We start from the raw sequence: 15,756 nt of genomic DNA, 5'->3' as shown, positions 1-15,756 counted from the left end.
CGGTTTCCCCGCCCAGGCGGGGAAACCGGAGGTTCGGGACCGAAACTTCCCGCGCCAGCCTCCAGACTCGCGCACGAACCTCGCCCGTCACCGGCCCCTGCTAGACAACTGTCATGCCCAGGTCCGACGGAGAGCCGGAGATGCTGCCCGGACTCCGGGCGACCGTCGCCGACTCGAGGGCGAAGGCGGCGGCCACCCGGCGACGCAAGGCCGCCGAGGCCGAGCCCGCCGCCACCGACCCGGTCGCCCGGGTGCTGGTCGACCTGCCGCTGGCCCACCTCGACCGGCCCTTCGACTACCTCGTCCCCGCCCACGACGCCGACGCGGCGGTGTCCGGCGCCCGGGTGAAGGTGCGCTTCGCCGGGCAGGACGTCGACGGCTTCGTCGTCGAGCGGGTGGCCGCCTCCGACCACGGCGGGCGGCTGTCGCCGTTGCGACGGGTGGTCAGTGCCGAGCCGGTGCTGCTCCCTGAGATCGTCACCCTCGCCGGTGCGGTGGCGGAGCGGTGGGCGGGCTCCCGGGCCGACGTGCTGCGGCTGGCCGTGCCGCCCCGGCACGCGACCACCGAGGCGAAGCCGTCGCCGCCCCCCACCGGACCTCCCGCGGCGCGCCGCGAGCCCGTCGCCTGGGCCGGGCACGACCACGCCGAGGCGTTCCTCGGCCACCTGGCCGAGGGGGGCTCGCCCCGCGCCGTGTGGGCGGCGGCCCCCGCCACCGACTGGCCGGCGGCGCTCGCCGACGCCGCGGCGGCGGCGTACGCCTCGGGTCGCGGCGCGCTGCTCGTCGTCCCCGACCGCCGTGACGTCGCCCGTGTCGACGCGGCGCTCACCGCAGTCCTGGGCGAGGGCCACCACGTCACGCTGACCGCCGACGCCGGGCCCGCCGCCCGCTACCGCGACTTCCTCGCCGTCGCGCGAGGCGCACGCCGGGTCGTGCTCGGCACCCGCGCCGCCGTCTTCGCGCCCGTGCACGACCTGGGACTGGTGGCGGTGTGGGACGACGGCGACGACCTGCTCGCCGAGCCCCGTGCGCCCTACCCCCACGCCCGCGAGGTGCTGCTGCTGCGCGCCGAGCAGGAGGGGTGCGCCGCCCTGGTCGGCGGGTTCGCCCGGAGCGTCGAGGCCCAACAGCTGCTGCGCGCGGGGTGGGCCCGTGAGATCGCGGCGTCTCGCGCGACCCTGCGCGGGCGGGTGCAGGTGTCGGTCGCCGAGGCCGGGGAGCGGGAACACGGCGCCCGCCTGCCGCGGGCGGCCTACGACCTGCTGCGCACCGCCGCCCCGCAGGGCCCGGTGCTGGTGCAGACGCCACGGTCCGGCTACGCCCCCAGCCTCGCCTGCGAGCGTTGCCGTACGCCGGCCCGTTGCGCGACCTGCGCCGGCCCCCTGGCGCTCACCACCGCCACCCAGCCACCGGCGTGCCGATGGTGCGGCACCACGGCGCCCGGCTGGACCTGCGCGGCCTGCGGCCACCGGGGCCTGCGGGCCCCCGTGCTGGGCGAGACCCGCACCGCCGAGGAGCTCGGCCGTGCCCACCCCGGGATCCCCGTGCTCACATCCGCCGGCGACCAGGTGCGGTCCACGGTCCCCGACCGGCCGTCGATCGTGGTCGCGACCCCGGGCGCCGAACCGGTGGCCGAGGGCGGCTACACCGCCGTTCTGCTGCTCGACACCTGGCTGCACCTGGCGCGCGCCGACCTGCGCGCCGAGGAGGAGGCGCTGCGCCGCTGGGTCGACGCCGCCGGCGCGGTGCGCCCCGGCGGCCGGGTCGTCGCCGTCGGTGCCGCCGACCACCCCGCGCTGCAGGCCCTGGTCCGCTGGGACCCTGCCGGGTTCGCCGAGCGGGAGGCAGCCCAGCGGGCGGAGGCCCACCTGCCCCCGGCCTCCCGGCTGGCCACCGTCACCGGCACCCCCGGGGCGGTCGACGACGTCCTGACCCTGCTGGCCGCGCCCGACGGCACCGAGGTGCTCGGCCCGGTCCCCGTCGGCGACGAGGGCGACGAGGTGCGAGCGGTCGTCCGGGTGCCCCGCCGCCTCGGGGTCGAGCTGTCCGCGTCGCTCGCCGAGGTGCAGCGCGTCCGGTCGGCCCGCAAGCTCGAGGCGGTCCGGGTGCAGGTCGACCCGTTCTCCCTCTGACCCGGCATCGGCCGCCCATCCTGCTCGCATGTTCACCCGGCTGCTCGGTGACCTGCCGGGCTCGCAGCTGCGCATGGGTGGGCAGGCGACGTGGACGCTGACGGTGCACCGGCCCATCCCGGACGGCTCGCGGATCCGGGCTGTCGGCACCACCCGCCGTCCCGACCCCACCGGCGTACCGGCGCCCTGAGCGGCCCTCACTACACTTCCCCGGTGGCCATCCGACCCATCCGCCTGTTCGGCGACCCGGTGCTGCGCCAGCGCGCCGCCGAGGTCGTCGACTTCGACCGCGAGCTGCGCACGCTGGTCGCCGACCTCACCGACACCATGCTGGAGGCGCCCGGTGCGGGGCTCGCCGCGCCGCAGGTGGGCGTCGGGCTGCGGGTGTTCACCTGGCACGTCGAGGGGGAGCTCGGCCACCTGGTCAACCCGGTCCTCGACCTCTCCGCCGAGGAGCAGCTCGGACCCGAGGGCTGCCTCTCGATCCCCGAGCTGACCTTCGACTGCCGACGCGCCCTCTCGGTCGTCGCGAAGGGCTTCGACCTGCACGGCGAACCGGTGACGATCGAGGGCAGCGAGCTGCTGGCGCGGGCGATCCAGCACGAGACCGACCACCTCGACGGCGTGCTGTTCGTCGACCGCCTCGACGCCGAGCAGCGCAAGGCCGCCATGAAGGCGATCCGTGAGTCGGAGTGGTTCGGCCTGGACCGGCCGCCGGTCAAGGTCAGCCCCCACGCCACGCACGGACTCGGCCTCTGATGCGGGTCGTCTTCGCGGGGACCCCCGAGGTCGCCCTCCCGTCGCTGGAGGCCGTCGCCGCCAGCCGCCACGAGCTGGTCGGGGTGGTCACCCGGCCCGACGCCCCGGCCGGGCGGGGCCGGCGGCTGGTCGCCAGCCCGGTCGCCCAGCGCGCCGAGGAGCTCGGGGTCCGGGTCCTCAAGCCCGACCACCCGCGCGACCCCGAGTTCCAGACCGCGCTGCGCGAGCTGGCGCCCGACTGCTGCCCCGTCGTGGCGTACGGCGCCCTCCTCCCGCAGAGCGCCCTCGACATCCCACGCCACGGCTGGGTCAACCTGCACTTCTCGGTGCTCCCCGCGTGGCGGGGTGCGGCCCCGGTCCAGCACGCGCTGTGGGCGGGCGACGAGGTCACCGGGGCGACCACGTTCCGCATCGTGCAGGCGATGGACGCCGGACCGACGTTCGGGGTGATGACCGAGGCGATCCGGCCCCTGGACACCGCCGGCGACCTGCTCGGCCGGCTCGCCGAGGGAGGCGCGGGACTGCTGGTCGCCACCCTCGACGGCATCGACGACGGCTCCCTCGAGGCCCGGCCCCAGCCCGACGACGGGATCAGCCTGGCACCCAAGATCACCGTCGACGACGCCCGCGTCGACTGGACCGAGCCCGCCGCCGCCGTCGACCGGAGGGTCCGGGCCTGCACCCCGGCGCCGGGCGCCTGGTCGACCCACGAGGGCGAGCGGATCAAGCTCGGTCCGGTCGTGCCGGATCCCGACCACCCCGCCCTGGCGCCCGGCGAGCTGGCGGTCACCAAGCGTGCGGTGCTGGTCGGGACCGGCACCGACCCGGTCCGGCTGGGGGTCGTCAAGGCGTTCGGGAAGCGGGAGATGGCAGCGCCCGACTGGGCACGCGGCGTACGCCTGGAGTCCGGCGCCCGGTTCGCCTGATCCTCCTTCCGGGGGAGCGTGGCCCACGTCACGGTCGGCTAGGGTGGCGGGGATCGTTGAAGGCTGGACTGTCTCGGGAGGTCCCCTCATGGCCGTGATGAGCGTGCTCGACCGCGAGCACACCGTCGCCCCCCACAGCTACAACCGCTGGCTCATCCCGCCGGCGGCCCTCGCCGTCCACCTGTGCATCGGGCAGGCGTACGCGACCAGCGTCTACAAGGTCTCGATGGTCGAGCACTTCGACACCTCGCAGACCGCGATCGGGTTCGTGTTCTCGATCGCCATCGTGATGCTCGGCCTGTCCGCCGCCGTGTTCGGCACCTGGGTCGACCGGGTCGGCCCGCGCAAGGCGATGTTCACCGCGGCGTGCTGCTGGTCGGCGGGCTTCCTGGTGGGTGCGGCCGGGATCGCCACCGGCCAGCTCTGGCTCCTCTACCTCGGGTACGGCGTGATCGGCGGCATCGGCCTGGGCATCGGCTACATCTCGCCGGTCTCGACGCTCATCAAGTGGTTCCCGGACCGGCCGGGGCTGGCCACCGGCATGGCGATCATGGGCTTCGGCGGCGGTGCGATGGTCGCCGCGCCCGCGTCGCGCCAGCTCATGGGGTTCTTCGACTCCGGCTACGACCCCGCCGACCCGGCCTCCGTGGCCGACGGAGCCGGCCTCACCGGCCTGTTCATCAGCCTCGGCATCATCTACTTCGCGATCATGATGATCGGTGTCGCCAACATCCGGGTCCCTCCGGTGGGGTGGCAGCCCGAGGGCTTCGACCCCGCGTCGGAGACCGAGAAGAAGATGGTCACCGACCACGACGTCTCGGCGGCCAACGCGATCCGGACCCCGCAGTTCTGGCTGCTGTGGACGGTGTTGTTCTGCAACGTCACCGCCGGCATCGGCATCCTCGAGCAGGCCCAGCCGATGATCCAGGACTTCTTCCGCGACGGGACCGGCGGCGCCTCCGCCATCACGGTCGCGGCCGCCGGCGGCTTCGTCGGCGTGCTGTCGCTGTTCAACATGGCGGGCCGGTTCGTGTGGTCGAGCACCTCCGACCACATCGGCCGCAAGCCGATGTACATGATCTACCTCGGCGTCGGCATCATCCTGTACGTGCTGCTGGCCCTGGTCGGGCCGAGCGCCACGGTCCTGTTCGTGCTGATCGCGGGCATCATCATCTCCTTCTACGGCGGTGGGTTCGCGACCGTGCCGGCGTACCTCCGCGACCTGTTCGGCGTGTTCCAGGTGGGCGCCATCCACGGGCGGCTGCTGACCGCGTGGGCGGCGGCGGGTGTCGCCGGGCCGCTCATCATCAACGGCTTCCTCGACAGCGCAGGCGGCGCCGGCACGCTGGCGTCCGAGGCGTACCGCCCGGCCCTCTTCACGATGGTGGGCGTCCTGGCGGTGGGCTTCGTGGCCAACCTCCTGATCCGGCCGGTCGCGTCGCGGTTCCACGAGGACCTGACCGACCACCACGCCGAGGCCGCCAGCGAGCGCGCAGCCGTGATGGCGGAGGAGACCGAGCTGACCCCGGCCAGCACCCAGGCCCGGCTCGTGTTCTCGTGGGGCGTGGTCTCGCTGCTGCTGGCGTACGGCGTCTACCAGACGGTCGTGACCGCGCTCAACCTGTTCTGAGGGGCCGCCTGCCGCTCGCTAGCCTGAGGCCATGGGCAGGCCAGCGACCCCGGACGACGTCGACCGGATCTGCGGCGAGCTCCCGGACACCGAGTTCGGCACGTCGTGGGGCGACCTCCCGACGTGGAAGGTGCCGCGCGGCGGGAAGGGCAAGATGTTCCTGCTCTACCGGATGCCCCACCGGACGGCCGTCGATCCCGCGACCGGCGAGATGTACGACGACCTGGTGGTGATCCTGACGCCGACCGCCGCCGAGAAGCAGGCGCTGGTCGACGACCCTGCGACTCCGTTCTTCACCATCGACCACTTCCGCAGCTACGACGCCGTGCTGGTGCAGCAGTCCCGGCTCGGTGAGCTCGACGTGGAGGAGCTGCGCGAGATCATCACCGACGCCTGGGCCAAGCGGGCTCCGAAGCGGCTGGTGCGCGAGCACCTGGGAGACACCGGGTCCCCGCGATGACCGACGCCGCACGGCTGGCGGCGTACGACGTCCTGCGGGCGGTCCGCACCGACGACGCCTACGCCAACCTGGTGCTGCCCCAGGTGCTGCGCCGCCACCGGCTGACCGGGCGCGACGCCGCGTTCGCCACCGAGCTCGCCAGCGGGACCCTGCGGCGGCAGGGCAGCTACGACGCCGTGGTCGACGCCTGCCTCGACCGCGGGAAGGTGCAGCCGCGGGTGCGCGACGTGCTCCGGCTCGGCGCGCACCAGCTGCTCGGCATGCGGGTGGAGGACCACGCCGCGGTCAGCGCGACCGTCGACCTGGCCCGTGCCCGCGCCGGGCCACGGTCGGCAGGGCTGGTCAACGCCGTGCTGCGCCGCATCGCCGCCGACGACCTCGACACCTGGCTGGCCCGGGTCGCGCCCGACGCGACAGACGACCCGGTCGGCCACGCCTCGGTCGCGCACAGCCACCCGCGGTGGGTCGTCGAGGCCTTCGCGGAGGCCCTGGGGGAGCGGCGCACGGAGCTGCCCGAGCTGCTCGCGGCCGACAATGCGCCGCCCCGGGTGGTGCTGGTCGCGCGTCCCGGCCGGGCCGACGTGGCCGAGCTCCCCGGTGTCCCGACCGCCCTGTCGCCGTACGGCGTGGTGCTGGAGGGCGGCGACCCGGGCTCCGTGCCGGCGGTGGCCGAGGGGCGGGCCGGGGTGCAGGACGAGGGCTCGCAGCTGGTCGCGCTCGCGCTGGCGGAGGCGGAAGTCAAGGGCGAGGACCGGCGCTGGCTCGACCTCTGCGCCGGTCCCGGGGGAAAGGCCGCCCTGCTGGCCGCGCTCGCGGCCGCGCGGGGCGCGCGACTGGTCGCCAACGAGGTGCAGCCGCACCGGGCCGAGCTGGTGACGCGGGCCCTCCGGGGAGCCGACGGGGTCGAGGAGGTGACGGTCCACGACGGCACCACACCGCCGTGGCCCGCGGGATCCTTCGACCGGGTGCTGGTCGACGCCCCCTGCTCGGGGCTGGGCGCGCTGCGACGCCGGCCCGAGGCCCGGTGGCGCCGCCGGCCGCAGGACCTCCGTGAGCTGGTGCCGCTCCAGCGCATCCTGCTCGGCGCGGCGGTCGACCTGGTGAGGCCCGGCGGGGTGGTGCTCTACGCGACCTGCTCGCCCGTGGTCGCCGAGACCTCCGACGTGGTGTCCTCGGTGCTGGTGGGCCGCGACGACGTCCGGCTGGAGCCGGTGCCCCTGGACCTCCCGGACGCGCCGGGGACGCTCGCGGGGACCGTCCAGCTGTGGCCCCACCGGCACGGCACGGACGCGATGTTCCTGGGGCTGCTGCGACGCGTGTGACGCATGTGGCGTCCCGTCACCGAAGTGTGTCCGAAACCTGCCCAGTGTCGGGGTTGGAGGCCCACCACCCGTGCGGTCCAATGAAGAGAGGCCCCGGTGCCCCGGCACCGGTTCACAGGGAGGGTCGGCCATGCGGCGCGCAGCAGTGGTGCTCCTGCTGGCCCTCGGCCTGCTCTGGCCGACGTCCGCGGTCGCCGACGACGTCGTCGTCGTGCCCGGCACGTCCTTCCCCGCAGGGGCCACCTACCTCAGCTGGTTCGGGTGCGCGGGGCTGTACGGTCCCGCCGCGTCGGGCCCCAGCGCCACGGTGGGGAAGGACGACGCCGCACCCCTGGGCTCGCGGGCCACCCGGCTGGCGATGCCCGCGACCGGACAGGCCACCGGCCCGGTGACCCGGGTCGACGACGTCGCGGCCGCCACCCTGTCGATGTGGGTACGCCCGCAGTCGGGCGGCCTGGGCGTGGCGCACGTCTGGTACGTGTCGGCCGAGCTCGACGAGGGTGAAGTGTGGGCCGGACGTGCCGACCTGACCGCGACCGCCGGCGAGTGGCAGCAGGTCCGGCCGTCGGCGGCGACGTACCGCTGGACGCGCCTGGAGGCCGCGACCGGCCAGGTCCTGGAGCGGCACGGTGAGGCGACCCTCGCCCGCTTCACGCGGGCCCACGGCAGCGGCCCCGGCTACCTGCTGGCCGGCTTCGGGTGCGACGGGTCGCGGTTCCAGCTCGACGGCGTCGGCGCCGGCAGCACCACGTTCGACCTCGAGGGCTTCCCCGTCACCACCAGCATCGAGGCGTCGCAGGGCCAGGTGGCACCCGGCGCCGAGGTCACGCTGACCGGCCGGACGCTCGACAGCGCCGGGGTCGCCACCGGCGCTGCGCTGGTCCTGGAGGCCAGGCCCGCCGGCGCTCCCGGCTTCAGCCCGGTCCGCGAGCAGCCGTTCGCCGGTGGCGTGGACGGTGCGGTCGTCGTCACGGTGACGCCCGACCGGACGACCGACTACCGGTGGTTCCGGCCCACCACCGGCTACGCCGACGCCGGCCGGTCGCCGGTGACGACGGTGCGCGTCGGCCCCTGAGCCGTGCCGGTGCCCTAGGTTGACGCCATGGCGTCGCCGTTCACCGAGGTCGAGGTCGATGACCGTGTGGTCAAGGTGACCAACCCCGACCGGGTCTACTTCCCGGAGTCAGGGGCGACCAAGCTCGACCTCGTCGAGTACTACCTCGCCGTGGGCGAGGGGATCGTCAACGCGCTCTACGAGCGGCCCTGCATGCTGCACCGGTTCCCGAAGGGCCTCGCCGGCGACAAGGTCCACCAGAAGCGGCTCCCCGCGGGCGCGCCGCCGTGGGTCGAGACGGTGCGCCTGCACTTCCCGCGCTGGAACCGGACCGCCGACGAGCTGTGCGTCACCGAGCTCGGGTCGGTGATCTGGGCGGTGCAGATGTCGACGGTGGAGTTCCACCCCTGGAACAGCCGGCGCGCCGACACCGAGAAGCCCGACGAGTGGCGGATCGACCTCGACCCCGGCCCGCTCTCGGACTTCGCGCAGGTGCAGCGGGTCGCCGGCGTGGTCCACGAGGTGCTCGACGAGCTCGGCGCGGTGGGCTACCCCAAGACGAGCGGCAGCAAGGGACTGCACGTCTACGTGCGGATCCGCCCCGACCACGGGTTCGCCGACGTACGGCGCGCGGCGCACGCGTTCGCCCGCGAGATCGAGCGCCGGGCACCCGACGACGTGACGACCGAGTGGTGGAAGAAGAACCGCGACCCCCACCACCTGTTCGTCGACTACAACCAGAACACCCGGGACCACACCATCGCCGCGGCGTACTCGGTCCGGGGCCTGCCGGACGCGCGGGTCTCGACCCCGGTCCGCTGGGACGAGGTGCCCGACTGCGACCCGCACGACTTCACGATCTTCACGGTCCCGCCGCGGTACGCCGAGCTCGGCGACCTGCACGAGGGCATCGACCGTGACGTCTTCGACATCGCCCCGCTGCTGGAGTGGTCCGACCGCGACGCCGCGGAGGGCGAGGCGCCGCCGGAGGCCGACCCGGCCGACGTGTGACCAGAGTCGGGGTCAGCGCTCCGCGGGGGCCGGCCGCACGACGTACGCCGCACCGCCACCGCGTCGACGGGGCTCGGCGACCGCGGTGAGCCGGCCGTCCGGGCCGATGCCGATCGCGGTCGCGGCGCCGATGTCGGAGGCGCTCGTCAGGCCGTCGCCCGACGGCGTGAGCTCGTGCCCGTAGGCCTCCAGCGCCGCGCCGTACTGCTCGATGAAGGCGGGTTCGGCGGTCACCGACGGAGTGTTGCGCTGGGAGGCCCGGGGAGCCGCCATCGCCTCGGGCAGCGGCATCCCGCGGTCGACGTGGTTGAGGACCAGCTGCAACACGGTCGTGATGATGGTCGAGCCGCCGGGTGAGCCGAGGGCGAGGACCGGCCGGCCGTCGTCGAGGATGATCGTCGGCGACATCGAGGAGCGCGGCCGCTTGCCCGGCTGGATCCGGTTGGGGTCGTCGCGGTCGTACTTCAGGGAGAAGTCCGTGAGCTCGTTGTTGAGCAGGAACCCGCGGCCCGGGACGACGAGGCCGGACCCGCCGGTCTGCTCGATGGTGAGCGTGTACTCGACCACGTCGCCCCACCGGTCGACGACGGTGAGGTTGGTGGTCTCGAGGTTCTCGTGGTCCTCGGCGACCGCGCCGCTGCGGCCGGTCGCGTCGCACTCGCCGTCGTACTCGGTGACGTCGCCCGCCGGCACCGGCTTGGTCGCCGCCTGGTCGGGGTCGAGCCGGCAGGCCCGCTCGGCGGCGAACGTGTCGTCGAGCAGCTCGGCGACGGGGACGTCGACGTACGCCGAGTCACCGAGGTAGGCCGCCCGGTCGGCGAACGACAGGGCGCTGGCCTCGAGGTAGTGGTGGAGGGCCTCGGCGTCGTCCATCGCGGCGACGTCGTACTGCTCGAGGATGTTGAGGGCCTCGCCGACCCCGGTGCCGCCGCTGGACGAGGGCCGCATGCCGTGGACCTCCAGGCCGCGGTAGTCGCTGACCGTCGACGGCTGGTCGCGGACCTGGTAGCCGGCGAGGTCGTGCCGCGTCATCGATCCGGGCGGGACGGGCAGGTCGGTGCCACGCACCGTCGGCGGGTCCTGCACGGTCCGCACGATCTCGCGGGCGAGCGGGCCCGTGTGGAGCGCGCGTCGCGGTCCGAGCCGGCCGATCCTCGCCAGCGTGTCGGCGAGGTCGGGGTTGCGGAAGGTCGAGCCCACCCGGGGGGCCCGACCGCGCGGCAGGAACAACGCCCGGGTGGACCGGATCGCCGAGAACCTCTCCTCGTTGTCCAGGGTCTGCTGCCGGAACGTCGGGTCGACCACGAAGCCCCGGCGGGCCAGCCGGACCGACGGCTGCAGGGTCCGGTCCAGCGACCACGTGCCCCACCGCTGCAACGCCCGCCGCCAGGTCTCGGCGGTGCCGGGGACCCCGACGGAGACGCCGCTGGTGACCAGGTCGGGGAAGAACTCGTAGGGCTCCCCGGTGTCGGGGTCGATGAAGGCGTCGGGCCGGATGCGGTCGGGAGCGGTCTCGCGGCCGTCGATCGTGCGGACGTCCCCGGTGCGGGCGTCGTAGTGGACGAAGAACCCGCCGCCGCCGATCCCGGCGCTGTACGGCTCGGTGACCCCCGCGGCCGAGGCCATCGCCACGGCGGCGTCGGCCGCGTTGCCGCCGCGGCGCAGCACGCGCAGCCCGATCCGGCTGACGTAGGGGTCGACGCTGCTGACGGCGCCCCCGGTCCCGACGCTCGTCGGGGTCTTCGGCGGGGGCTCGGGGGCTGCGGGAGCCGCCCCGGCGGGCGGCCCGGACAGAGTGGCGGTGCCGAGCACCAGGGCCGCGATGGCGGCGACGCGGGCGGCGGGGGTCCGAGACATGGGGGTGCCTTCCGAGAGGTGACACCCCACCCTGCGTCCCGGCGGCCCCGGATGTCGAGCACCCCGGCGGGTGAGGCCCGTGGGAGGATCCGGGCCGTGGGCCCTCCCAAGACACCGCAGATCACGCCGAGCATCCTGAACGCCGACTTCGCCGCCCTCGGTGCCGAGGTGGGCCGGATCCCGAGCGCCGACTGGGTCCACGTGGACGTCATGGACAACCACTTCGTCCCCAACCTGACCTTCGGCCCGACGATGGTGGAGGCGCTGACGAAGGCGACCGACGTACCGCTGGACGCCCACCTGATGATCGAGGACCCCGACCGCGAGGCGCTCGCCTACGTCGAGGCCGGGGCGGGGTCGGTCACCTTCCACGTCGAGGCGTCCTCGGCGCCGGTGCGGCTGGCCCGCGAGCTGCGGGGGCACGGCGCCCGCGCCAGCATGGCGCTCAAACCGGCGACGCCGATCGAGCCCTACGAGGACCTCCTGGCCGAGCTCGACATGGTGCTCCTGATGACCGTCGAGCCCGGCTTCGGCGGCCAGAAGTTCCTCGACCTGGTGCTGCCCAAGGTCCGGCGTGCCCGCGAGCTGCTCGACCGGCACGGTCTCGAGACCTGGCTGCAGGTCGACGGCGGGGTGTCGCTGGAGACCATCGAGCGCTGCGCCGAGGCCGGTGCCGACGTGTTCGTGGCCGGGTCGGCGGTGTTCTCGGCCGAGGACCCCGACCGGATGGTCGCGGCCCTGCGCAGCGCCGCCCAGTCGGTCGGCTGAGCTCGTCGTACCCGACATCGGTGCTGTCCTGGGCCGTTCTGACGACACCAGTGTCGGGTGCGATAGCCGGGCCCGTCGCGAACCGGCCCCTGTGGGCGACCTCACGACCCGCAGCGCGCGCCCCGGGAGTACGCTCGGAGGCAGCAAAGAGCCACTGTGACCACAGTGCTCGCGTGCTCTGGGGGCGGTGGAACTCCGCACCGGCGGTGACAGTCCGCGACCCGGCCGTGAATCCCGTGAGGGAGGAACGGGCGGTTGACCAGGTGGAACTCCTGGACCGACGGTCAAAGTCCGGATGAGAAGCAGCACGCGGCGCCGGTGTCCGGACCCGTCCGGCCGCCGGTCGCGCACCCTCCCCCTGCGTCCGCGGGCCCGGACCGGAAGAGGGGGAGATGACCTTCACCGCCGCCGAGCACGACGCGATGCGGCGCGCCCTCGCCCTGGCCGCGACGCCGGGCGTCCCGCACGGGCCCAACCCGCGGGTGGGGTGCGTGCTGCTCGACGCCACCGGGAACGAGGTCGCCGAGGGGTTCCATCGCGGTGCGGGGACACCCCACGCCGAGGTCGACGCCCTCGCCACGGCCGGCGACGACGCCCGCGGGGCCACGGCCGTGGTCACGCTGGAGCCGTGCAACCACACCGGCCGCACCGGCCCCTGCGCGGAGGCCCTGGTCGCCGCGGGCGTCCGGCGGGTGGTCTTCGCCCAGGCCGACGACAACCCGGCCGCGCAGGGCGGCGCCGCCACGTTGGCCGCCGCCGGCGTCGACGTCGAGGGGGGCCTGCTCGTCGACGAGGCGCGGGTCCTCAACCGGGCGTGGACCTTCGCCGTCGAGCACGGCCGTCCGTTCGTCACGTGGAAGTTCGCCACCACGCTCGACGGGCGCAGCGCCGCCACCGACGGCACCAGCCGGTGGGTCTCCAGCCGGGCCGCGCGCCTCGACACCCACCGGTTGCGCGGTGAGTGCGACGTGGTGCTGGTCGGGACCGGAACTGTCGCCGTCGACGACCCGCAGCTGACGGTGCGCGACGAGGTGGACGAGCCGCTGCCCCACCAGCCGCTCCGCGTGGTGATGGGGGAGCGGGACCTGCCGGCGGACCGGCGGGTGTTCGACGACGTCGCCGAGACCGAGCACCTGCGCAGCCGCGACCCGCGGGCGGTGCTCGAGCAGCTCTACGCCCGCGACCGGCAGCACGTCTTCCTCGAGGGCGGTCCCACGCTGGCCGCCGCCTTCCTCGCCGCGGACCTGGTCGACGAGGTCGTGGCGTACGTCGCCCCGATGCTGCTCGGCGCCGGCCGCCCCGCGGTCGGTGACCTGGGCGTGGAGACCATCGGCGACGCCCTGCACCTCAGGGTGACCGACGTCCACGTGCTGCCGGCCACCGGGCAGGACGGCGCGGGCGGGGAGGACACCAACGTCCGGCTCACGCTCACCCGACGAGGGAGGGATCGCTGATGTTCACCGGCATCGTGGAGGAGCTCGGCACCGTCGCGGCCCTGGACGACCTGGGGGACGCGGTCCGGATCACCGTCGGGGCGACGACCGTGCTGGAGGGGACCGCCCCCGGCGACTCGATCTCGGTCAACGGCTGCTGCCTGACCGTCGTCGCCCTGCACGAGGACTCCGGCGACGGGGGCCGCTGGACCGCCGACGTGATGCAGGAGACCCTCGACAAGACCGCCCTCGGGGACGCCGTCCCCGGCGACCTGGTCAACCTGGAGCGGGCGGTCACCCTCGAGACCCGGCTCGGGGGGCACGTCGTGCAGGGTCACGTGGACGGCGTCGGCACGGTCGTGCGCCGCAGCCCCAGCGAGCACTGGGACCTGGTCGAGATCTCGGTGCCGGACGGGCTCGGCCGCTACCTGGTCGACAAGGGGTCGGTCACGGTCGACGGCGTCAGCCTGACCGTGGTCGAGGCGGGCCACCACAGCTTCACGGTCAGCCTGATCCCCGAGACCCTCGGCCGCACCACGCTCGGGAGCCGGGCCGTCGGTGACCGCGTCAACCTCGAGGTCGACGTGCTCGCCAAGCACGTGGAACGCCTGCTGAGCTGGAAGGACGAATCATGAGCGCCCAGGGCCACCGGGACCCCACCCTCCGGCTCGACACCATCGAGCGGGCGATCGCCGACGTCGCCGCCGGCAGGCCCGTCGTCGTGGTCGACGACGAGGACCGCGAGAACGAGGGCGACATCATCTTCGCCGCGAGCAGGGCGACGCCGGAGCTGATGGCGTTCACGATCCGCCACTCCAGCGGCGTGATCTGCGTGCCGATGCCGGCCGAGATGCTGGACCGGCTGGAGATCCCGCTGATGACGCCCCACAACAAGGACCGGCTGCGGACGGCGTACACCATCTCGGTCGACGCCCGCGACGGCGTGACGACCGGGATCTCCGCCGCCGACCGCGCCCACACCGCCCGGGTGCTGGCCGACTCCGCCACGGAGCCGTGGGAGATCACCCGACCCGGCCACGTCTTCCCGCTGCGCTACCGCGAGGGCGGCGTGCTGGCCCGGCGCGGCCACACCGAGGCCGCCGTCGACCTGGCCCGCCTGGCCGGGCTCACCCCCGCCGGCGTGCTGGTCGAGGTGGTCAACGACGACGGCACCATGAAGCGGGGCCACGAGCTGCGCGAGTTCGCCGACGAGCACGGCCTGGCACTGGTCTCGATCGACGACCTGGTCCGCTACCGCCGACGCCACGAGGTGCTGGTCGAGCGGGTGGCCGAGACCCGCCTGCCCACCAGGCACGGTGACTTCACCGCCTACGGCTACCGGATCGCCGTCGACGACGGCGAGCACGTGGCCCTGGTCCTCGGCGAGGTCGACGGCGAGGAGGCGGTGCTCACCCGGGTCCACTCCGAGTGCCTCACCGGGGACGTCTTCGGCAGCCGTCGTTGCGACTGCGGCCCCCAGCTCGAGGAGGCCCTGGAGCGGGTGGTGGCCGAGGGCCGCGGCATCGTGGTCTACCTCCGCGGCCACGAGGGCCGCGGCATCGGCCTGGTCGCCAAGCTCCAGGCGTACGCGCTCCAGGACGGCGGCCGCGACACCGTCGACGCCAACCTCGACCTGGGCCTGCCGGCCGACGCCCGCCACTACGGCGCCGCGACCCAGATCCTGCGCGACCTGGGCGTCCGCAGCGTGCGGCTGCTGACCAACAACCCGGACAAGACCTCCAGCCTGGAGGACTACGGTGTGCCGGTGAGGGCGCGGGTGCCGCTGACGCCGCACCCCAACGACCACAACCTGGCCTACCTGCTCACCAAGCGGGACCGGATGGGCCACGACCTCCCCGACCTGGAGGGCAGCGCGGAGATGACCGGAGGGACCTCGTGAGCGGAGCCGGAGCACCCGACCAGCGACCCGTCGACTGCCACGAGCTCCGGGTGGCGATCGTCGCGGCGTCCTGGCACGAGACCGTGATGGACGGCCTCGTCGAGGGGGCACGACGCGCCTGCCGCGACTACAAGGTCGAGGAGCCCCACCTGGTCCGGGTTCCCGGCACCTTCGAGCTGCCCGTCGTCGCACAGGCCCTGGCCGCCCAGGGGTACGACGCGGTCGTGGCCCTCGGCGTGGTCATCCGCGGGGGCACCCCTCACTTCGAGTACGTGTGCCGGGCCGCCACCGACGGGTTGCTCCGGGTCGGGCTGGACCACCAGACGGCGATCGGTTTCGGCGTGCTCACCTGTGACGAGGAGGAGCAGGCCCTGGACCGGGCCGGCCTGGACCGTTCGCGGGAGGACAAGGGCTACGAGGCGGCGGCCGCGGCCCTGACCACCGGGCAGACGCTGCGGTGGATCCGCCGCGGCTACGCCTGACCGGTGGGCCTAGGCTTGACCG

General features: G+C 74.5%; 15 protein-coding genes and 1 riboswitch. Of the genes, 14 read left to right on the top strand and 1 reads right to left on the bottom strand.

What is annotated here, in order from left to right; translation table 11 throughout:
* Positions 1-113 precede the first annotated feature (113 nt).
* The 9 genes from ACQ1X7_RS15475 (at position 114) to ligD (ending at position 9,294) form a co-directional block, all read left to right on the top strand.
* The gene (locus ACQ1X7_RS15475) at positions 114-2,132 is read left to right on the top strand and encodes a primosomal protein N' (RefSeq protein WP_432479118.1); all 2,019 of its coding nucleotides are present in this window, start codon (positions 114-116) and stop codon (positions 2,130-2,132) included.
* A gap of 28 nt (positions 2,133-2,160) precedes the next feature.
* Positions 2,161-2,322, top strand: coding sequence for a hypothetical protein (locus ACQ1X7_RS15470; RefSeq protein ID WP_432479117.1), 162 nt, complete (start codon positions 2,161-2,163; stop codon positions 2,320-2,322).
* Between the two features lie 23 nt (positions 2,323-2,345).
* On the top strand, positions 2,346-2,891 hold the full coding sequence (def, locus tag ACQ1X7_RS15465) for a peptide deformylase (RefSeq protein WP_432479116.1): 546 nt from the start codon (positions 2,346-2,348) through the stop codon (positions 2,889-2,891).
* Complete coding sequence (gene fmt, locus ACQ1X7_RS15460) at positions 2,891-3,817, top strand: methionyl-tRNA formyltransferase (RefSeq protein ID WP_432479115.1); 927 nt, start codon at positions 2,891-2,893, stop codon at positions 3,815-3,817. The genes def and fmt overlap by 1 nt, the downstream gene beginning before the upstream one ends.
* Positions 3,818-3,905: 88 nt before the next feature.
* Positions 3,906-5,447, top strand: coding sequence for an OFA family MFS transporter (locus ACQ1X7_RS15455; protein ID WP_432479114.1), 1,542 nt, complete (start codon positions 3,906-3,908; stop codon positions 5,445-5,447).
* A gap of 31 nt (positions 5,448-5,478) precedes the next feature.
* Positions 5,479-5,907, top strand: coding sequence for an MmcQ/YjbR family DNA-binding protein (locus tag ACQ1X7_RS15450; protein WP_432479113.1), 429 nt, complete (start codon positions 5,479-5,481; stop codon positions 5,905-5,907).
* A complete protein-coding gene (locus ACQ1X7_RS15445; protein ID WP_432479112.1) occupies positions 5,904-7,229 on the top strand; it encodes an RsmB/NOP family class I SAM-dependent RNA methyltransferase in 1,326 nt (441 codons plus the stop codon). The genes ACQ1X7_RS15450 and ACQ1X7_RS15445 overlap by 4 nt, the downstream gene beginning before the upstream one ends.
* 130 nt (positions 7,230-7,359) lie before the next feature.
* Positions 7,360-8,304, top strand: coding sequence for a hypothetical protein (locus ACQ1X7_RS15440; RefSeq protein ID WP_432479111.1), 945 nt, complete (start codon positions 7,360-7,362; stop codon positions 8,302-8,304).
* Positions 8,305-8,331: 27 nt separating this feature from the next.
* On the top strand, positions 8,332-9,294 hold the full coding sequence (ligD, locus tag ACQ1X7_RS15435) for a non-homologous end-joining DNA ligase (RefSeq protein WP_432479110.1): 963 nt from the start codon (positions 8,332-8,334) through the stop codon (positions 9,292-9,294).
* A gap of 12 nt (positions 9,295-9,306) precedes the next feature.
* On the opposite strand, the gene ggt is transcribed toward ligD, so the two are convergent.
* On the bottom strand, positions 9,307-11,151 hold the full coding sequence (gene ggt / locus ACQ1X7_RS15430) for a gamma-glutamyltransferase (protein ID WP_432479109.1): 1,845 nt from the start codon (positions 11,149-11,151) through the stop codon (positions 9,307-9,309).
* Positions 11,152-11,247: 96 nt separating this feature from the next.
* Between ggt and rpe the strand changes: the two genes are divergently transcribed.
* From rpe to ribH, 5 genes are all read left to right on the top strand, one after another.
* Entirely contained in the window at positions 11,248-11,919 is a 672-nt protein-coding gene (gene rpe / locus ACQ1X7_RS15425) for a ribulose-phosphate 3-epimerase (RefSeq protein WP_432479108.1), read from the top strand.
* A 169-nt stretch (positions 11,920-12,088) separates the two neighbouring features.
* Positions 12,089-12,232: riboswitch (FMN riboswitch) on the top strand.
* Between the two features lie 79 nt (positions 12,233-12,311).
* Complete coding sequence (ribD, locus tag ACQ1X7_RS15420; protein ID WP_432479107.1) at positions 12,312-13,373, top strand: bifunctional diaminohydroxyphosphoribosylaminopyrimidine deaminase/5-amino-6-(5-phosphoribosylamino)uracil reductase RibD; 1,062 nt, start codon at positions 12,312-12,314, stop codon at positions 13,371-13,373.
* Positions 13,373-13,987, top strand: coding sequence for a riboflavin synthase (locus ACQ1X7_RS15415; protein ID WP_432479106.1), 615 nt, complete (start codon positions 13,373-13,375; stop codon positions 13,985-13,987). The genes ribD and ACQ1X7_RS15415 overlap by 1 nt, the downstream gene beginning before the upstream one ends.
* Positions 13,984-15,252, top strand: coding sequence for a bifunctional 3,4-dihydroxy-2-butanone-4-phosphate synthase/GTP cyclohydrolase II (locus ACQ1X7_RS15410; protein ID WP_432479105.1), 1,269 nt, complete (start codon positions 13,984-13,986; stop codon positions 15,250-15,252). The genes ACQ1X7_RS15415 and ACQ1X7_RS15410 overlap by 4 nt, the downstream gene beginning before the upstream one ends.
* Complete coding sequence (ribH, locus tag ACQ1X7_RS15405; RefSeq protein WP_432479104.1) at positions 15,249-15,734, top strand: 6,7-dimethyl-8-ribityllumazine synthase; 486 nt, start codon at positions 15,249-15,251, stop codon at positions 15,732-15,734. The genes ACQ1X7_RS15410 and ribH overlap by 4 nt, the downstream gene beginning before the upstream one ends.
* The last annotated feature ends 22 nt before the right edge of the window (positions 15,735-15,756 follow it).

Source organism: Nocardioides sp. GXQ0305 (assembly GCF_050880345.1).
Taxonomy (GTDB): Bacteria; Actinomycetota; Actinomycetes; order Propionibacteriales; family Nocardioidaceae; genus Nocardioides.
The sequence above is the reverse complement of the archived record's forward strand: the minus strand, read 5'-3'. Positions and strand labels throughout refer to the sequence as shown.

Bases quoted from the DNA above. Each gene is read 5' to 3' on its own strand.
- ACQ1X7_RS15455 (WP_432479114.1), top strand. From the start codon at position 3,906: ATGGCCGTGATGAGCGTGCTCGACCGCGAGCACACCGTCGCCCCCCAC.
- ACQ1X7_RS15440 (WP_432479111.1), top strand. From the start codon at position 7,360: ATGCGGCGCGCAGCAGTGGTGCTCCTGCTGGCCCTCGGCCTGCTCTGG.
- ACQ1X7_RS15410 (WP_432479105.1), top strand. From the start codon at position 13,984: ATGAGCGCCCAGGGCCACCGGGACCCCACCCTCCGGCTCGACACCATC.
- fmt (WP_432479115.1), top strand. From the start codon at position 2,891: ATGCGGGTCGTCTTCGCGGGGACCCCCGAGGTCGCCCTCCCGTCGCTG.
- ggt (WP_432479109.1), bottom strand. From the start codon at position 11,151: ATGTCTCGGACCCCCGCCGCCCGCGTCGCCGCCATCGCGGCCCTGGTG.
- ACQ1X7_RS15445 (WP_432479112.1), top strand. From the start codon at position 5,904: ATGACCGACGCCGCACGGCTGGCGGCGTACGACGTCCTGCGGGCGGTC.
- ACQ1X7_RS15470 (WP_432479117.1), top strand. From the start codon at position 2,161: ATGTTCACCCGGCTGCTCGGTGACCTGCCGGGCTCGCAGCTGCGCATG.
- ACQ1X7_RS15450 (WP_432479113.1), top strand. From the start codon at position 5,479: ATGGGCAGGCCAGCGACCCCGGACGACGTCGACCGGATCTGCGGCGAG.
- ACQ1X7_RS15415 (WP_432479106.1), top strand. From the start codon at position 13,373: ATGTTCACCGGCATCGTGGAGGAGCTCGGCACCGTCGCGGCCCTGGAC.
- ligD (WP_432479110.1), top strand. From the start codon at position 8,332: ATGGCGTCGCCGTTCACCGAGGTCGAGGTCGATGACCGTGTGGTCAAG.
- ribD (WP_432479107.1), top strand. From the start codon at position 12,312: ATGACCTTCACCGCCGCCGAGCACGACGCGATGCGGCGCGCCCTCGCC.
- ACQ1X7_RS15475 (WP_432479118.1), top strand. From the start codon at position 114: ATGCCCAGGTCCGACGGAGAGCCGGAGATGCTGCCCGGACTCCGGGCG.